Origin of the sequence: Klebsiella pneumoniae (assembly GCF_000742135.1) — a bacterium.
Classification (GTDB): Bacteria; Pseudomonadota; Gammaproteobacteria; order Enterobacterales; family Enterobacteriaceae; genus Klebsiella; species Klebsiella pneumoniae.
The window spans coordinates 3,326,226-3,342,357 of the sequence record NZ_KN046818.1 but is presented as its reverse complement, the minus strand read 5'-3'; the positions used below and the strand labels follow the sequence as shown (position 1 = coordinate 3,342,357).

Here is a 16,132-nt window from a genome sequence, read left to right as displayed (position 1 = left end):
TACGCGCATCCTCAGGCAATATACTCGTATGTAATTATTTTCACAGGGAGAGAAGCGATGTCATCACCCTTAATATTGACGCTGTTAGCCGGTAGCGCAACCTTCATTGGCGCCATATTCGGCGTGATTGGCCAGAAACCCTCTAACCGCCTGCTTGGCTTCTCCCTCGGCTTTGCCGCCGGGATTATGCTATTGATTTCGTTGATGGAAATGCTGCCTGCCGCGCTGGCCGCCGAGGGCATGTCGCCGCTGCTCGGCTATGGAATGTTTGTTGTCGGCCTGCTGGGCTACTTTGGCCTTGACCGCCTGCTGCCGCACGCCCACCCGCAGGATCTGATGACTCCCGCCATGCCGCGCCCGCGCAACTTACGCCGCACCGCTATTCTTTTGACGCTGGGGATCAGCCTGCATAACTTTCCGGAAGGGATCGCCACCTATGTCACGGCGAGCAACAACCTCGAGCTTGGCATGGGCGTCGCCCTTGCCGTCGCCCTGCACAATATTCCGGAAGGACTGGCGGTTGCCGGACCGGTGTATGCCGCCACCGGCTCGCGCAGCAAAGCGGTGCTCTGGGCCGGGCTTTCCGGCATGGCGGAAATTTTGGGCGGCGTGCTGGCGTGGTTGATTCTGGGGAGCCTGGTCTCGCCGCTGGTGATGGGCGCGATCATGGCTGCCGTCGCCGGGATTATGGTGGCGCTGTCGGTCGATGAACTGATGCCGCTGGCGAAAGAGCTCGATCCGCAAAGCAATCCAAGCTACGGCGTCCTGTGCGGGATGTCGGTCATGGGGCTGAGCCTGGTGGTACTCCAGACGATGGGCATCGGTTAAAGCGCAGAAACAACACAGCCCACTAACAAGTGGGCTGTGCTCGGGCGTAGCGAACCGCTATTTAGCTGGCTTTACGCTCATGTTCGCGACGATAGGCCACCAGATCTTCAATCGTGACTACCGCCATATTGTGCTGCTGAGCGAACTTGATGCACTCCGGCGCGCGGGCCATGGTGCCATCGTCATTGGTCAGCTCGCACAGCACGCCTGCCGGTTTAAAGCCAGCCAGGGTCACGAGGTCGATAGTGGCTTCGGTGTGGCCGCCGCGGGTCAGTACGCCGCCCGGCTGCGCACGCAGCGGGAAGACGTGACCTGGACGGTTGAGATCGGAAGGTTTCGCGCCGTCGGCGATGGCCGCGCGGACGGTGGTCACGCGGTCGGCAGCGGAGACGCCGGTGGTCACACCTTCGGCCGCTTCGATGGTCACGGTGAAGCCAGTGCCGTAGGCGCTGGTGTTGTTCTCTACCATCATCGGCAGATCCAGCTGTTTGCGGCGTTCTTCGGTCAGGCACAGGCACACAATGCCGCTGCCGTGACGAATGGTCAGCGCCATCTGCTCAACGGTCATGGTTTCAGCGGCGAAGATCATATCGCCTTCGTTTTCACGGTCTTCATCATCAAGCACCATCACGCCGCGGCCTTCGCGCAGGGCGTTCAAAGCGTGTTCCACACGTTCAAAAGCGGTACCAAAAGAAGAAAGGAGCGTCTGATTCATGGTAAAAAAACCTCATTAAAATTATGGTTACCAGAATCAGGGCAGTCTTAGGAGCGCCGGTTTAGCGGCAAAAGTCAACGCGAGCGGGCCTGGGCCCGACTGTGCCGTTACTCTCTCCCATCCGGACTTTAACCGTCGGCCCCGGAATTACACCGGATCTGCTGACCTTCCCGTAGTCACGGGAAGCGCTCGCGGGCTTTCAACGCCATGGTTGATTTACCGCCGGTGGGGAATTTCGCCCCGCCCTGAGAATAAGCGAGATAACTATAACGCTATTGACTATCCTCGGCAATGCATAAGCTTCAAACATTTCTGGTTTATAGGCGGCCTGGTTCGCACTACAATGATCAATCATCCGACCCGAGCAGGAAACCACCATGATTGACCCGAAAAAAATTGAACAAATCGCCCGCCAGGTCCATGAGTCGATGCCAAAAGGACTTCGCGATCTGGGTGAGGATGTTGAGAAGAAAATCCGCCAGGCGCTGCAGTCGCAGCTGACCCGTCTGGATCTGGTTAGCCGCGAAGAGTTTGACGTGCAGACTCAGGTGCTGCTGCGGACCCGGGAAAAACTGGCGCTGCTGGAGCAGCGCCTGAATGACCTCGAAAACCGACCGGCGGCGACGCCGGGCAGCGAAGAGCAGCAGTAAAAAACGGGCCCCTGGGGGCCCGTTTTGCGTTTGGCTTAATGGGCGGCTTCCGCCTGACTACTCACCTGGCGACAGTACAGTTCATAGCGCTGGCAAAACCATTCACGATGTTCTTCATCCATATTGCCGACAATGGCCTGAAGATCAACTGGCTGGCCCTGGGCGTGCATTCTGGCGAAACTCCGCGCCAAAAAATCAAAATTCTTCATTGAATACATATCGTTATGGTTCATGCGCATACTCCTTCAGCGGTGGATGTTCTGATAAGTCATATGCCTTTTACTCACTTCAGTATTTACGCTTACCTTAACGCGATTTGTACGAAAAATGCGCTTAACATGATTATTTATTGCGCTAAATCATTTTCCACATGATTAAATAAAAACGGCCCGCGATACGTCTATCGCAGGCCGTGATGCTTCACCGTACAAACCGGTGAATAGCGAAAAGCTTATTTGTCGCTATCTTTTTGTATTTTCTTAATAATATTGGTAGTTGAGCAGCCATCTTCAAAGTTGAGCACCAGCACTTCGCCACCGTTCGCCCAGACCTCTTCGCTGCCGGCGATCTGCTCCGGTTTGTAGTCGCCGCCCTTGACCAGCAGATCCGGCAGGATGCCAGCGATCAGGCGCTGCGGAGTATCTTCTTCGAAGGAGACCACCCAGTCGACGGCTTCCAGCGCCCCCAGCACGATCATCCGCTGTTCCAGCGGGTTCACCGGGCGGGTTTCGCCTTTCAGACGTTTGGTGGAGGCATCGCTGTTGACCGCCACGATCAGACGGTCGCCCAGCTTGCGCGCATTCGCCAGATAGGAGACATGACCGGCATGCAGAATGTCGAAGACGCCGTTGGTCATCACCACTTTCTCGCCGCGCTTGCGCGCCGCCGCAACCGCCTGTTTGAGCTCCTCTTCGCTCATCACGCCAAAGCCGGTCTCAGCCCGGCCGCGGACCGCGTTTTCCAGCTCGACAGGGGAAACGGTGGATGTACCCAGCTTACCGACCACCACGCCCGCCGCGGCGTTAGCGAAATAGCAGGCCTCTTCCAGGGTGTTGCCGGACGCCAGGGTCGCCGCCAGTACGCCAATCACCGTGTCGCCGGCGCCGGTCACGTCGTACACTTCCTGGGCCTGGGTCGGCATATGCAGCGGCGGACGTCCCGGCTGCAGCAGCGTCATCCCCTGCTCAGAGCGCGTCACCAGCAGCGCCGACAGTTCGAATTCGGCGATGAGCTTCATGCCGCGCTCAACGATCTGCGCTTCATCCTGGCACTTGCCCACCACCGCTTCAAACTCAGAGAGGTTCGGGGTGAGCAACGTCGCGCCGCGATAGCGTTCGAAATCGGTGCCTTTCGGATCGATCAGCACCGGCACGCCCGCTTCACGTGCGAGTCGGATCATGGTCTGGACGCTGGTCAGCGCCCCTTTGGCATAGTCCGAAAGGACCAGCGCGCCAATAGAGCCCAGCGCCTGCTGAATGCGCTCGTGCATCGGCTGCGGATCGACGCCGGAGAAGCCCTCTTCAAAGTCGAGGCGGATCAGCTGTTGATTGCGCGACAGCACCCGCAGCTTGGTGATAGTCGGGTGAGTCGGGACGGAGACGAAGTCGCACTTCACATTGACGTTGGCCAGCGCCTGGCTCAGCGCGCGGGCGGCGTCATCAATCCCGGTCAATCCCACCAGGCGCGAGGTTGCCCCCAGCGAGGCGATGTTCATCGCTACGTTTGCCGCGCCGCCAGGACGTTCTTCGATATTTTCCACCTTCACCACCGGCACCGGGGCTTCCGGGGAAATACGACTGGTGGGGCCGTACCAGTAGCGGTCCAGCATCACATCACCCACCACCAACACTCCTGCACGTTCAAACTCCGGCAGCGTTACTTTCATGACTCTCTCCTGCGAGACGCAAACTTTGCGCGCGATAATAGCACACCCGATTTTATAGTTAAGCCATCAGCCATTTCTGCCAGCTGGCGCTGACCTGCTCGCGCTCCCGGCTGAAGGCCTCTGGCGCCACGTGTCCCGGCAGCTCCTGCAGGGCCAGGTGATGGAGCGCGTCACGCAAGGTGGTGTACGCGTGCGTTAAGGCGCGCGCTTCCTCCTCGTCCATGATGTCGTTCTGCGCCAGCAGCTCGAGAATACGCACATTATCAGACCAGCGGGTCAGCTTCGGCTTGTCGCTGGCATAGCGTAGGACCAGATACTGGGTAATAAATTCAATATCCGTGATCCCGCCGCCATCGGCTTTGATATCAAAACGATTGGGATGCTTGTTGCCGAGGTGGGCGCGCATCTTCTCGCGCATCTCGCGAACCTCGGTCTGCAGGGTTGCGCCCTCCCGCGGGGTGGTCAGGATATCGCGACGAATGGCGTCAAAGCGCGCCTGCAACGCCGGGTCGCCATAGACCACGCGGGCGCGCACCAGCGCCTGATGCTCCCACGTCCAGGCCTCGTTCTGCTGATAGTCGGCAAACGCGTCAGCGGTGGTAACCAGCATCCCCGCCGCGCCGGAAGGGCGCAGCCGGGCGTCCACTTCGTAAAGAATACCGGACGAGGTGCGGGTGCTGAACAGATGCATGATCCGCTGGGCCAGCCGCAGGTAGAACTGACGGCCGTCAATCTCCCGCTCGCCGTCGGTCATCACCTCCGCCGGGCAGTCATGGAGGAACACCAGGTCGAGATCGGAGCTGTAGCCCAGCTCCCAACCGCCGAGCTTGCCGTAGCCGACGACGGCGAAGCCGCGCCCCTGGCGATCGTGCAGGTGGGTCGGCAGGCCGTAGCGAGCCACCATCTGCCCCCATGCCTGCTGCACCACCGCATCGAGGATCGCTTCGGCAAGCCAGGTTAAATGATCGCTGACCTTCATCACCGGCAGGGTGCCGGCGATATCCGCCGCCGCGATATGCAGCTGCTGCGCCTGCTTGAACTGGCGCAACGCCTCCAGCTGCTGCTCTTCATCCTCTTCCGGCACCCGCAGCAGATACTGACGCAGCTCGTCGCGATAGGCATCGGTCGCCGTCGGCTGATAGAGGGTGTTGGGATCCAGCAGCTCATCCAGCAGCAGCGGGTGGCGCGCCAGCTGGCTGGCGACCATCGGCGATGCCGCGCAGAGCGTAATCAGGTGTTTCAGCGCGCCGGGGAATTCGCTCAGCAGTTCAAGATAGGTGGTGCGGGTGACGATCCCGGTCAACAGCGGCGTGATCCGCGCCAGAGGCAGCGGCGCATCGGCGCGCGAGCAGATTTCGCTCAACAGATGCGGCATCAGCTGATCCAGCACCTGGCGGCCGCGCGGGCCGATGGTGCGCCGATCCAGCTCTTTGCGGAAATCGGCAATCAGCGCCAGCACGCTGCGGCGGTCGGCGTCGTTTAAATGCGCCAGCGCCGGACTGGCGTCATCTTCTTCCAGCGCATCCTGCCACAGCTCGCGCCAGTACTCGGCCAGCTGCTCATCTGGCGACTGAGCCTCGTCATCGCCGATCAGTTCATTAAACACCCGCCGTACGTTGGCCATATGGTTCGCCAGCTGCGCGCTCAGCGTCTCCCAGTCATCGGTATGCATCCCCCACGCCAGTCTGGCGCGGTTCAGTTCATCCTGTGGCAGGGTCTGGGTCTGTTCATCGTTGATACTTTGCAGCAGGTTTTCCAGCCGGCGCAGGAACAGATAGGCCGCGCGCAGCAGCGTCGCGTCGCCTTCCGGCAGCAGATGCAGCTCATCAATCGCCGCCAGTGTCGGCAATAGCGCGCGCTGCTGCAGCGCAGGTTCGCGACCGCCGCGGATCAGCTGAAAGACTTGAACGATAAATTCAATTTCACGAATGCCGCCGGCGCCGAGCTTGATGTTGTCTTTCAGCCCGCGACGCCGCACTTCACGGGCGATCATGCCTTTCATGTTACGCAGCGACTGGATCACGCTGAAGTCGATATAGCGGCGGAAGACGAAGGGGCGAAGCATCGCGCGCAGTTCGCTGGCGTAGGCGCCGTCGTTATCGCCCATGATCCGCGCTTTCACCATCGCGTAGCGTTCCCAGTCCCGCCCCTGCTCCTGGTAATAATCTTCCAGCGCCGCAAAGCTGAGCACCAGCGGCCCGCTGTCGCCAAAGGGCCGCAGGCGCATATCCACCCGATAAACAAAGCCGTCCTGCGTCGGCTGATCCAGCGCCTTGATAAGCCGCTGCCCCAGGCGGGTAAAGAACTGGGCATTATCCAGCTCGCGACGGCCGCCGCGGGTGGCGCCATGCTCCGGCCAGGCAAAGATCAGATCGATATCGGAAGAGAAGTTCAGCTCGCCGCCGCCCAGCTTTCCCATCCCGAGGATCAGCAGCGGCTGCGGCTGACCCTCGGCGTTGCATGGCGTTCCCCACTCTTTACAGCAGGCGGCGTAAAGCCAGTCGCGGGCGGCGACAATCAGGGTCTCCGCCAGGACGCTCAGCTGCTGCAGCGTCTCTTCTTCGCGCACCAGCGACAACGCCTGCGCCCAGGCGATGCGGACCATCATCTGGCGGCGGAAGAGACGCAGCTCTCGCATCAACCCCGCTTCGTCAGTGACGGCCTGCAGGCGCTCCTGCAGCCAGGCTTCGTAATGCCGCCACTCTTCCGCCGCCGGCGCGGAGTCCGCAAGCTCATTCAGCCAGCCCGGCTGAGCGATCACACTCTGTTCGACAAAATCGCTGAACGCCATCACCGACCTGGCCTGTGGGCTCAGTTCGGCAACGGGAAAATCCGTTGGCAGACGGTCAGCGACCGTCTGCCAGTGCTGCTGTAACTGCGGAGAAAGCGGCATCATAAGGGCTCCCTGGCCTGTAATTATCGTTTTCCACTATGCAGCCAGAACGGCTCGGCAGCCAGCGCCTGGCGACGGAAATATTCAAACACGCTGCGGTCGTCATGCTCTATCGCACGCTGAAGTTCCTGCCAGTTCTCCAGCCAGGGCGCGACGGCGTCGCCATAGGCGCCCGCCAGCAGCTGGACGCTGTCGATGTTGCGGGACAGCTTCGGCAACTGGTCAGCGGCATCTTCTACCGCCAGATGCTGCACGGCGCTGCGCAGCTCGGCCGCCACCCGCGAGAGGTGAATATCGGCAAACCGTTTGAACGAGCCGGCTATTTTTTTCTCTCCCGCCTCGTTGAGGAACGGACGCCACCCGCGCTGGACCAGCCATTCGGTCAGGGCCAGTTTGGCGCCAACGACCTCGGTGCGGAATAACGCTTCGTCGGCGGTGTCCGCAGCCAGCAGAACGGCGTCGGCGTCGTTCAGCAACGCGCGGAGGTGGGTGGTCGCCTTACGCGGCACGATGCCGCCAAACAGCACGAGGGCATGGCGCACGCGGGCTATCGCCAGCAGAATTTCCACTTTGGCTTTTGCGTTGCCGCGCAGCCAGATCTCGTCGTGATATAGCCAGTGCGCCAGGGCGCTCTCCAGCGCCGCCTCCAGCCCCTGCTCCACGCTGGCCTTCGCTGCCACCGGCAGCACCGCCAGCCGGGTCACCGGACGCTCATTGTTACCTTGCGCCAGATGATACCCGCGCGCGGCTTTGCTCAGGCTCCCCTGACGCAGGACGCCGCTCTCCAGCAAACGATGCGCGAGGCGCAGCAGATCGGCGGTCTCCCCGGCGAGCAGCTCCAGCTCCAGTTCGCAGATCGGCTCCTGATCTTCGCCCGCCTTTACTTCGCCGCGATCGAGGGCAATCTCAATCTCACTCTTTCCTTCCTGGATCACCCAGCGTTCACGGGCAAAATCGGTGCTGAACAGCGGCTGGACGTGCTCCGCCAGCGCGGCCGGAAGTTCCCCTTGCGGCCAGACCTCCGCCGGCAGGCGCTCAAGCGCCAGCTCCGGTTTATCCAGTGGAATATTATATTCCGGGCGCTGGTGCAGGCCGCCGACCACCCGACCGGCGATTTTCAGCGTCATCTCATAACGCCCCTGATCGCCGCGGATGCGCAGCCCCATATCGTGACGACGCAGCCAGTCATCGGCGGTTTCGTAATAAATGTTCAGCAACTGGCCCGCGGGCGTATGTTTCGCCTCGAGCGCATTGAGCTGCTCGCGCAGCGTCTCTACCCCATCCTGAGCGACGATAAACTTGAGTTCGATTTCTTGAGCCATGACTGAATTCTTCCGCTTCTGTGCTGCGCCGACAAATTGCGGCGAACTTACGACAATATTTTTTGTCAGTAGATAGTATTTTGCGGTGAATCGCCATGCAACGCGCTTTTTGCCGGGCCACCTCCTGGATGATTCCGATTGTGGCGGAAAACTTTGCGTCGCTCTGGCGATGCCTCTACTATCGTTCCACTTTTTATGACCAAACGATGACCTGATGCCAAAATTACGCCTGATTACTTTTACTTTGCTCGCGCTTAGCGCCGCCACGGCGGTTCACGCAGAAGAAAAGCGCTACGTTTCCGATGAGCTGAACACCTGGGTTCGCAGCGGCCCGGGCGATAATTATCGTCTGGTCGGCACCATCAACGCCGGGGAAGAAGTGTCGGTACTGCAAACGAACGACAGCACCAGTTACGCGCAAATTCGCGACAGCAACGGCCGTACCGCCTGGATCCCGCTGAAAGAGCTGAGCAACGAGCCCAGCCTGCGCACCCGCGTCCCGGATCTGGAAAACCAGGTCAAAACGCTGACCGATAAGCTGAATAACATCGATGCCACCTGGAACCAGCGCACGGCGGATATGCAGAAGAAAGTCGCCGGCAGCGACAGCGTGATTAACGCGCTGAAGGACGAGAACCAAAAGTTGAAAAACGAGCTGGTTGTCGCGCAGAAGAAGGTGAATGCGGCAAATCTGCAGCTTGATGATAAACAGCGCACCATTATCATGCAGTGGTTTATGTACGGCGGCGGTGTGCTGGGCGTCGGTCTGCTGCTCGGTCTGGTGCTGCCGCATCTGGTGCCAAGCCGCAAACGTAAAGACCGGTGGATGAACTAATTCGTCTTCTCTGCCAGACTTACGTATCATCTTGCGAAAAACGGATACGGGAGAATCAGGCGTGAAGAGTTATCTGGTCGGTGGCGCGGTGCGTGACGCGCTGTTAGGGCTGCCGGTCAAAGACCGAGACTGGGTGGTGGTGGGCGCCACCCCGCAACAGATGCTAGACGCGGGCTATCAACAGGTAGGCCGCGATTTTCCCGTGTTCCTCCATCCGCAAAGCCGGGAAGAGTATGCCCTGGCCCGCACCGAGCGCAAATCCGGCGCGGGCTATACCGGTTTTACCTGCTATGCCGCCCCGGACGTCACCCTCGAAGCCGATCTGCTGCGCCGCGACCTGACGGTCAACGCCCTCGCCCAGGATGCCGACGGCGCAATTATCGACCCCTACGGCGGACAGAACGATCTCCGTCAGCGCCTGCTGCGCCATGTCTCTCCCGCGTTTAGTGAAGATCCGCTGCGCGTGCTGCGCGTCGCGCGCTTTGCCGCCCGCTACGCCCACCTCGGTTTTCGCATTGCCGAAGAGACCCAGGCCCTGATGGCCGCGATGGTTGAGGCCGGCGAGCTGGCGCATTTAACGCCGGAGCGGGTGTGGAAGGAGACGGAAAGCGCATTAACTACTCGCAACCCGCAGGTATTTTTCCAGACGCTGCGCGACTGTCAGGCCCTCAAGGTGCTGTTCCCGGAGATTGACGCCCTGTACGGCGTGCCGGCCCCGGCGAAATGGCATCCGGAAATCGACACCGGCCTGCACACCCTGATGACCGTCACGATGGCCGCGATGCTGTCGCCGGATGTCGACGTACGTTTCGCCACCCTGTGCCATGACCTCGGCAAAGGGCTGACGCCGAAGGCGCTCTGGCCGCGTCACCACGGCCATGGTCCGGCGGGAGTCAAGCTGGTGGAGCAGCTCTGCGCGCGTCTGCGGGTGCCGAACGATATCCGCGATCTCGCGAAACTGGTGGCGGAGTACCATGACCTAATCCACACCCTGCCAATTCTGCAGCCGAAAACCCTCGTCAAACTCTTCGACAGCATTGACGCGTGGTGCAAACCGCAGCGCGTGCAGCAGATCGCGCTCACCAGCGAAGCCGACGTCCGCGGACGCACCGGTTTCGAGGCCAGCGATTACCCGCAGGGGCGCCTGCTGCTGGAGGCCTGGGAAGTGGCGCAGTCGGTCTCCACTAAAGAGGTCGTGGCGGCGGGCTTTAAAGGGGCGGAAATTCGCGAGGAGCTGACGCGGCGGAGAATTGCGGCGGTAGCGCAGTGGAAGGAACAGCGTTGCCCCCAGCCGCAAGGCTGAGGGCGCAGGCCTTAGAAGAAGACCACGTACACCGCTGCCGCGACGATAAAGCGGTAGATAGCGAACGGAATGAACGAGATCCGTTTGATCAGCTGCAGGAAGGTTTTAATCGCAATCAGCGCCACGATAAACGCCATCACGAAGCCGACGGCGAACATCGGGACATCGCCCATGTTCAGGAAGCCGATGCTCTTGTAGACGTCCAGCACGGTGGCGCCCATCATCATCGGTACCGCCAGCAGGAAAGAGAACTCCGAGGCCGCATAGCGGCTGACGCCCATCAGCATGCCGCCGGAGATAGTCGCCCCCGAGCGGGAGAAACCTGGCCACAGCGCCAGGCACTGAAAGCAGCCGATGACGAACGCCTGACGGTAGGTCATATCGTCAATCCCGACCGCGCGCGGCTGTTTCGGCTTCAGCACTTCCGCTGCAATCAGCAATACGCCGCCGACAATCAGGGCGTACATCACGTTCACCGGGTTAAACAAGGATTTAATGGTGTCATGGAAAATCAGCCCCATCACCACCGCGGGGATCATGCCGAGAAGGATATGGATAAGCGACAAACGGCCGCTGCCCTGGCCTTCATGCGCCGGCGGTTTCCCGAAATGGATGCCGATCAGGCCGAACAGGCGACGCCAGAACATCACCACCACGGCGAGTATCGAACCTAACTGAATCACCACTTCAAAGGTATTTGCGGTATCACCTTCAAACCCCAGCAGGTGACCAACAATAATCATATGACCGGTACTGGAAACAGGTAAAAACTCTGTCAAACCCTCAACCACACCCAATATTGCCGCCACCAGCAGCGAGTGTATATCGCTCATCCAATTAAACCCTTTAAAAAAGTAAAATGAAAAAAACCAGGAACACGGTATCGTTCAACAGGCACAACCCGGCTGCCAGAGCGCGCGTAATCCGCAGCGTATAGGAAGTACACACGGATTCGTCCACCGTTCTGGAAGGACATCGCCAGTAAAATTGCCTGATGACCGGATGCTATGACCGGTATAAACGCAATTTGTTTAACAAGTATGACCTGAAAAGTTTTGTTTCAGATTAAGGCCACGTTCAATAATCACCCCGACGTTTGCCGCGCGAGCCACGGCGCCAGGTTTGCTGACTTTTATGCGCACCCATGGCGACTGGAATGTTTCCAGCAGCAGGTCGGCCACCTCTTCCGCCACCCGCTCCACTAACGCAAATGTCCCCCCCTCCACATGCGCGATCACGCGCTCGCTGATATCAGCATAGCTGAGGCAATCGCTGACATCATCGCTGGCGGCCGCCTTGCGGTTATCCCATGCAATTTCGATATCGAACACCAGCTTCTGCTCAATGGTTTGTTCCCAGTCATAAACACCAATGGTGGTGATTACCGAAAGTTGCTCTATAAATACAATATCCATCACGCCCTGCCTGCTTTTTAGCTAAACCGGATATCACTTCCGGCGAATTATGCGTATTATCCACAGATGCAGAGAATACAACGACATTTTCAAAACGGAACAGCGTTATGAGTGCAATCGCGCCTGGACTGGTACTCCTCGCCTACCTCTGCGGCTCCATTTCCAGCGCCATTCTGGTATGTCGCCTTGCTGGCCTGCCCGACCCACGCGACAGCGGCTCAGGCAACCCCGGGGCCACTAACGTACTACGAATTGGCGGAAAAGGGGCGGCCGTAGCGGTACTTATTTTTGATGTGCTGAAGGGCATGCTCCCGGTGTGGGGCGCCTGGGCGCTGGGCCTTACGCCGTTCTGGCTGGGGTTAGTGGCGATTGCCGCCTGCGTGGGCCATATCTGGCCAGTCTTCTTTCATTTCCGCGGCGGTAAAGGCGTCGCCACGGCCTTCGGCGCTATCGCCCCCATCGGGCTCGATCTCACCGGGGTGATGGCCGGGACCTGGCTGCTGACCATCCTGCTCAGCGGCTACTCTTCCCTGGGCGCTATCGTCAGCGCGCTGATCGCCCCGTTCTACGTCTGGTGGTTCAAACCGCAGTACACCTTTCCGGTGTCGATGCTCTCCTGCCTGATCCTCCTGCGCCATCACGACAACATTCAGCGTCTGTGGCGCCGCCAGGAGAGCAAAATCTGGACCCGCGTGAAGAAGAAAAAAACGCCAGAGCAGAAGTAATCACCCCTCCCGGCTCCGCCAGCCGGGGAACTCCCCTGCGCTAATCGCGCCTTTCACCCGCCCTTTTACGCTTCCTCGCCATCAAAGGCGATCATCGCCACATCCTCCTTTTGTAACAATACGTTAGCAGCATGGAAAGGCAAAAGTTGCGCTGGCGGCTGGCGGCGCGGCGCAACCCGATCCGCCGCCTTTTCCGCCGCGCCCAGGCTGCGGATCAGGATATTGACGGCAAAGATTATCCGGGTGAATAATCCGGAGCGGTTATGCCGCTTTCCCCTCGCGCCCGTCGCGACGCTCCGGGTTACGGATGACATAAGCGTTTCGTATGACCGGGATAAACTCCCGCCGATCAATACTCATTGCTGCTGTTTTATCTTGATTTTGCAGGGGCGCAACATTGCACGGCACCGTGTTACCACCACTCAAAAAAGGCTGGCAGGCCACGCTGGATCTCCGCTTTCAGCAGGCCGGCGGCAAGACCGTTCTCGCCAGCGCCCAACACGTCGGCCCGCTGACCGTCCAGCGCCCGTTTTACCCGGAAGAAGAGACCTGTCACCTCTATCTGCTTCACCCGCCCGGCGGCATCGTCGGCGGTGATGAGCTGACAATTAGCGCGCACCTTGCCCCCGGCTGCCATACGCTGATAACCATGCCTGGCGCCAGCAAGTTTTACCGCAGCAGCGGCGCGCAAGCGCTAGTTCGCCAGCAGTTGACCCTTGCCCCGCAGGCGACCCTGGAGTGGCTCCCGCAGGATGCCATCTTCTTTCCCGGGGCGAATGCCCGGCTGTTCACTACCTTTCATCTTTGCGCCTCCAGCAGGCTGCTGGCCTGGGATCTGCTCTGCCTTGGCCGCCCGGTGATTGGCGAAACCTTCAGCCACGGCACCCTCAGCAACCGGCTGGAGGTATGGGTGGACGATGAGCCGCTGCTGGTCGAGCGCCTGCAGCTGCAGGAGGGAGAGCTCTCCAGCGTCGCCGAACGTCCCTGGGTCGGCACTTTGCTGTGCTATCCGGCTACCGATGCCCTGCTCGACGGGGTGCGCGACGCGCTGGCGCCGCTCGGTCTCTACGCCGGCGCCAGCCTGACCGACCGCCTGCTGACGGTGCGTTTCCTCAGTGACGATAATCTGATTTGCCAGCGGGTGATGCGCGACGTATGGCAGTTTCTGCGCCCTCATCTCACCGGTAAATCTCCCGTACTTCCCCGAATCTGGCTGACTTAAGAGAACGTTATGGAACTGACCCCCCGAGAAAAAGACAAGCTGTTGCTGTTTACCGCCGCGCTGGTGGCGGAGCGTCGCCTGGCCCGCGGCCTGAAGCTCAACTATCCGGAGTCCGTGGCCCTCATCAGCGCCTTTATTATGGAAGGCGCTCGGGACGGCAAAAGCGTGGCCTCGCTGATGGAGGAAGGCCGTCACGTCCTGACCCGCGAGCAGGTGATGGAGGGCGTCCCGGAAATGATCCCGGATATCCAGGTCGAAGCCACCTTCCCGGACGGCTCGAAGCTGGTCACCGTTCACAACCCGATTATCTGAGGTAGCGCCATGATCCCCGGTGAATATCACGTTAAGCCCGGTCAGATAGCCCTGAATACCGGCCGGGCAACCTGTCGCGTGGTCGTTGAGAACCACGGCGATCGGCCGATTCAGGTCGGTTCGCACTACCATTTCGCCGAGGTTAACCCGGCGCTGAAGTTCGACCGTCAGCAGGCCGCCGGCTATCGCCTGAATATCCCGGCGGGCACGGCGGTACGCTTTGAACCCGGCCAGAAACGCGAGGTCGAGCTGGTGGCCTTCGCCGGTCACCGCGCCGTCTTCGGCTTCCGCGGCGAGGTCATGGGCCCTCTGGAGGTAAACGATGAGTAATATTTCACGCCAGGCCTATGCCGATATGTTCGGCCCCACCGTCGGCGACAAGGTGCGCCTGGCGGATACCGAGCTGTGGATCGAGGTGGAGGACGATCTGACCACCTACGGGGAAGAGGTCAAATTCGGCGGCGGCAAAGTGATCCGCGACGGCATGGGCCAGGGGCAGATGCTGGCCGCCGACTGTGTCGACCTGGTGCTCACCAACGCGTTGATCGTCGATCACTGGGGGATCGTTAAGGCCGATATCGGCGTGAAGGACGGCCGGATCTTCGCCATCGGCAAAGCCGGTAACCCCGATATCCAGCCCAACGTCACCATCCCCATCGGTGCCTCGACGGAAGTGATTGCCGCCGAAGGAAAAATTGTCACCGCCGGCGGGATCGATACCCATATTCACTGGATCTGTCCGCAGCAGGCGGAAGAGGCGCTGGTCTCCGGCGTGACCACCATGGTCGGCGGCGGCACCGGCCCGGCCGCGGGCACCCATGCCACCACCTGCACCCCGGGCCCGTGGTATATCTCACGCATGCTGCAGGCGGCCGACAGCCTGCCGGTCAATATCGGCCTGCTGGGCAAGGGAAACGTTTCTCAGCCGGATGCCCTGCGCGAGCAGGTGGCGGCGGGCGTTATTGGCCTGAAGATCCATGAGGACTGGGGCGCCACCCCGGCGGCGATCGACTGTGCGTTAACCGTCGCCGATGAAATGGACATCCAGGTCGCCCTGCACAGCGACACCCTGAATGAATCCGGATTTGTGGAAGACACCCTCGCCGCCATCGGCGGGCGCACCATCCACACCTTCCATACCGAAGGGGCCGGCGGCGGCCATGCGCCGGACATCATCACCGCCTGCGCCCACCCGAACATTTTGCCGTCGTCTACCAACCCAACGCTGCCCTACACCCTCAACACCATCGATGAACATCTCGATATGCTGATGGTCTGCCACCATCTGGACCCGGACATCGCTGAGGACGTGGCCTTTGCCGAGTCGCGCATTCGCCGGGAAACCATCGCTGCGGAAGACGTGCTGCACGATCTCGGCGCCTTCTCGCTCACCTCCTCCGATTCGCAGGCCATGGGCCGCGTCGGAGAAGTGATTCTCCGCACCTGGCAGGTGGCGCATCGCATGAAGGTGCAGCGCGGAGCGCTGGCGGAGGAGACCGGGGATAACGACAACTTCCGCGTGAAGCGCTACATCGCCAAATACACCATCAACCCGGCGCTGACCCACGGCATCGCACACGAAGTCGGATCCATTGAGGTGGGTAAGCTGGCTGACCTCGTGGTCTGGTCGCCAGCCTTCTTCGGCGTGAAACCGGCCACCGTGATCAAAGGCGGCATGATCGCCATCGCGCCGATGGGCGATATCAATGCCTCTATTCCGACCCCGCAGCCGGTGCACTACCGCCCGATGTTTGGCGCGCTGGGCAGCGCCCGCCATCACTGCCGCCTCACCTTCCTGTCGCAGGCGGCGGCAGCCAATGGCGTTGCCGAGCGGCTGAACCTGCGCAGCGCGATCGCCGTGGTGAAAGGCTGCCGTACGGTGCAGAAAGCCGACATGGTGCACAACAGCCTGCAGCCTAACATCACCGTCGACGCCCAGACCTATGAGGTGCGGGTGGATGGCGAACTTATCACCAGCGAGCCGGCAGACGTTCTGCCGATGGCGCAACGATATTTTCTGTTTTAAG

19 protein-coding genes and 1 riboswitch are annotated in these 16,132 nt (G+C 60.5%); of the genes, 11 read left to right on the top strand and 8 right to left on the bottom strand.

Features of this window, described 5'->3' with window-relative positions; translation table 11 throughout:
- Nucleotides 1-57: 57 nt before the first annotated feature.
- On the top strand, nt 58-828 hold the full coding sequence (gene zupT / locus DR88_RS09810; protein ID WP_032443944.1) for a zinc transporter ZupT: 771 nt from the start codon (nt 58-60) through the stop codon (nt 826-828).
- A 61-nt stretch (nt 829-889) separates the two neighbouring features.
- On the opposite strand, the gene ribB is transcribed toward zupT, so the two are convergent.
- Entirely contained in the window at nt 890-1,543 is a 654-nt protein-coding gene (gene ribB / locus DR88_RS09815; RefSeq protein WP_002916855.1) for a 3,4-dihydroxy-2-butanone-4-phosphate synthase, read from the bottom strand.
- Nucleotides 1,544-1,648: 105 nt separating this feature from the next.
- Nucleotides 1,649-1,800, bottom strand: a riboswitch (FMN riboswitch).
- Nucleotides 1,801-1,920: 120 nt separating this feature from the next.
- Between ribB and ubiK the strand changes: the two genes are divergently transcribed.
- The gene (ubiK, locus tag DR88_RS09820) at nt 1,921-2,193 is read left to right on the top strand and encodes a ubiquinone biosynthesis accessory factor UbiK (RefSeq protein WP_002916856.1); all 273 of its coding nucleotides are present in this window, start codon (nt 1,921-1,923) and stop codon (nt 2,191-2,193) included.
- Nucleotides 2,194-2,228: 35 nt separating this feature from the next.
- On the opposite strand, the gene glgS is transcribed toward ubiK, so the two are convergent.
- Entirely contained in the window at nt 2,229-2,426 is a 198-nt protein-coding gene (glgS, locus tag DR88_RS09825) for a cell surface composition regulator GlgS (protein ID WP_002916857.1), read from the bottom strand.
- Here glgS and DR88_RS30930 point away from each other — a divergent pair.
- Nucleotides 2,418-2,567, top strand: coding sequence for a hypothetical protein (locus DR88_RS30930; RefSeq protein WP_004144536.1), 150 nt, complete (start codon nt 2,418-2,420; stop codon nt 2,565-2,567). The genes glgS and DR88_RS30930 overlap by 9 nt on opposite strands.
- A gap of 77 nt (nt 2,568-2,644) precedes the next feature.
- On the opposite strand, the gene hldE is transcribed toward DR88_RS30930, so the two are convergent.
- From hldE to DR88_RS09840, 3 genes are read right to left on the bottom strand one after another with little or no spacing between them, the layout of a single operon-like run.
- Complete coding sequence (gene hldE / locus DR88_RS09830; RefSeq protein WP_002916858.1) at nt 2,645-4,078, bottom strand: bifunctional D-glycero-beta-D-manno-heptose-7-phosphate kinase/D-glycero-beta-D-manno-heptose 1-phosphate adenylyltransferase HldE; 1,434 nt, start codon at nt 4,076-4,078, stop codon at nt 2,645-2,647.
- Between the two features lie 58 nt (nt 4,079-4,136).
- Nucleotides 4,137-6,974, bottom strand: coding sequence for a bifunctional [glutamate--ammonia ligase]-adenylyl-L-tyrosine phosphorylase/[glutamate--ammonia-ligase] adenylyltransferase (glnE, locus tag DR88_RS09835; RefSeq protein WP_004149856.1), 2,838 nt, complete (start codon nt 6,972-6,974; stop codon nt 4,137-4,139).
- 20 nt (nt 6,975-6,994) lie between these two features.
- Nucleotides 6,995-8,293, bottom strand: coding sequence for a CYTH domain-containing protein (locus DR88_RS09840; RefSeq protein WP_032443943.1), 1,299 nt, complete (start codon nt 8,291-8,293; stop codon nt 6,995-6,997).
- Between the two features lie 214 nt (nt 8,294-8,507).
- On the opposite strand from DR88_RS09840, the gene DR88_RS09845 reads away from it, so the two are divergent.
- Nucleotides 8,508-9,128 (top strand): TIGR04211 family SH3 domain-containing protein, encoded by a 621-nt coding sequence (locus DR88_RS09845; RefSeq protein ID WP_002916862.1) that lies wholly within the window; start codon nt 8,508-8,510, stop codon nt 9,126-9,128.
- 61 nt (nt 9,129-9,189) lie between these two features.
- Complete coding sequence (locus DR88_RS09850; protein WP_004149858.1) at nt 9,190-10,431, top strand: multifunctional CCA addition/repair protein; 1,242 nt, start codon at nt 9,190-9,192, stop codon at nt 10,429-10,431.
- Nucleotides 10,432-10,442: 11 nt separating this feature from the next.
- Here DR88_RS09850 and bacA read toward each other — a convergent pair whose 3' ends face one another.
- Both bacA and folB read right to left on the bottom strand, forming a co-directional pair.
- Complete coding sequence (gene bacA / locus DR88_RS09855) at nt 10,443-11,264, bottom strand: undecaprenyl-diphosphate phosphatase (protein ID WP_004144532.1); 822 nt, start codon at nt 11,262-11,264, stop codon at nt 10,443-10,445.
- Nucleotides 11,265-11,462: 198 nt separating this feature from the next.
- Nucleotides 11,463-11,846, bottom strand: a complete 384-nt coding sequence (gene folB, locus DR88_RS09860) for a bifunctional dihydroneopterin aldolase/7,8-dihydroneopterin epimerase (protein ID WP_032428415.1) — start codon at nt 11,844-11,846, stop codon at nt 11,463-11,465.
- Nucleotides 11,847-11,953: 107 nt separating this feature from the next.
- Between folB and plsY the strand changes: the two genes are divergently transcribed.
- Together plsY and DR88_RS30925 are read left to right on the top strand one after the other, a co-directional pair.
- Nucleotides 11,954-12,571 (top strand): glycerol-3-phosphate 1-O-acyltransferase PlsY, encoded by a 618-nt coding sequence (plsY, locus tag DR88_RS09865; protein ID WP_004144530.1) that lies wholly within the window; start codon nt 11,954-11,956, stop codon nt 12,569-12,571.
- Nucleotides 12,572-12,702: 131 nt separating this feature from the next.
- On the top strand, nt 12,703-12,822 hold the full coding sequence (locus tag DR88_RS30925) for a hypothetical protein (RefSeq protein WP_020324810.1): 120 nt from the start codon (nt 12,703-12,705) through the stop codon (nt 12,820-12,822).
- A gap of 10 nt (nt 12,823-12,832) precedes the next feature.
- Here DR88_RS30925 and DR88_RS0126245 read toward each other — a convergent pair whose 3' ends face one another.
- Entirely contained in the window at nt 12,833-12,979 is a 147-nt protein-coding gene (locus DR88_RS0126245) for a short-chain dehydrogenase (RefSeq protein WP_004144529.1), read from the bottom strand.
- Between DR88_RS0126245 and DR88_RS09870 the strand changes: the two genes are divergently transcribed.
- From DR88_RS09870 to ureC, 4 genes are read left to right on the top strand one after another with little or no spacing between them, the layout of a single operon-like run.
- Nucleotides 12,969-13,793 carry an urease accessory protein UreD gene (locus DR88_RS09870; protein ID WP_004174349.1) on the top strand — a complete coding sequence of 275 codons (825 nt, stop codon included), beginning with the start codon at nt 12,969-12,971 and terminating at the stop codon, nt 13,791-13,793. The genes DR88_RS0126245 and DR88_RS09870 overlap by 11 nt on opposite strands.
- Nucleotides 13,794-13,802: 9 nt before the next feature.
- Nucleotides 13,803-14,105, top strand: a complete 303-nt coding sequence (locus DR88_RS09875) for an urease subunit gamma (protein WP_002916871.1) — start codon at nt 13,803-13,805, stop codon at nt 14,103-14,105.
- 9 nt (nt 14,106-14,114) lie between these two features.
- Entirely contained in the window at nt 14,115-14,435 is a 321-nt protein-coding gene (locus DR88_RS09880) for an urease subunit beta (protein WP_002916872.1), read from the top strand.
- Nucleotides 14,428-16,131 carry an urease subunit alpha gene (gene ureC, locus DR88_RS09885; RefSeq protein WP_002916874.1) on the top strand — a complete coding sequence of 568 codons (1,704 nt, stop codon included), beginning with the start codon at nt 14,428-14,430 and terminating at the stop codon, nt 16,129-16,131. The genes DR88_RS09880 and ureC overlap by 8 nt, the downstream gene beginning before the upstream one ends.
- The last annotated feature ends 1 nt before the right edge of the window (nt 16,132 follow it).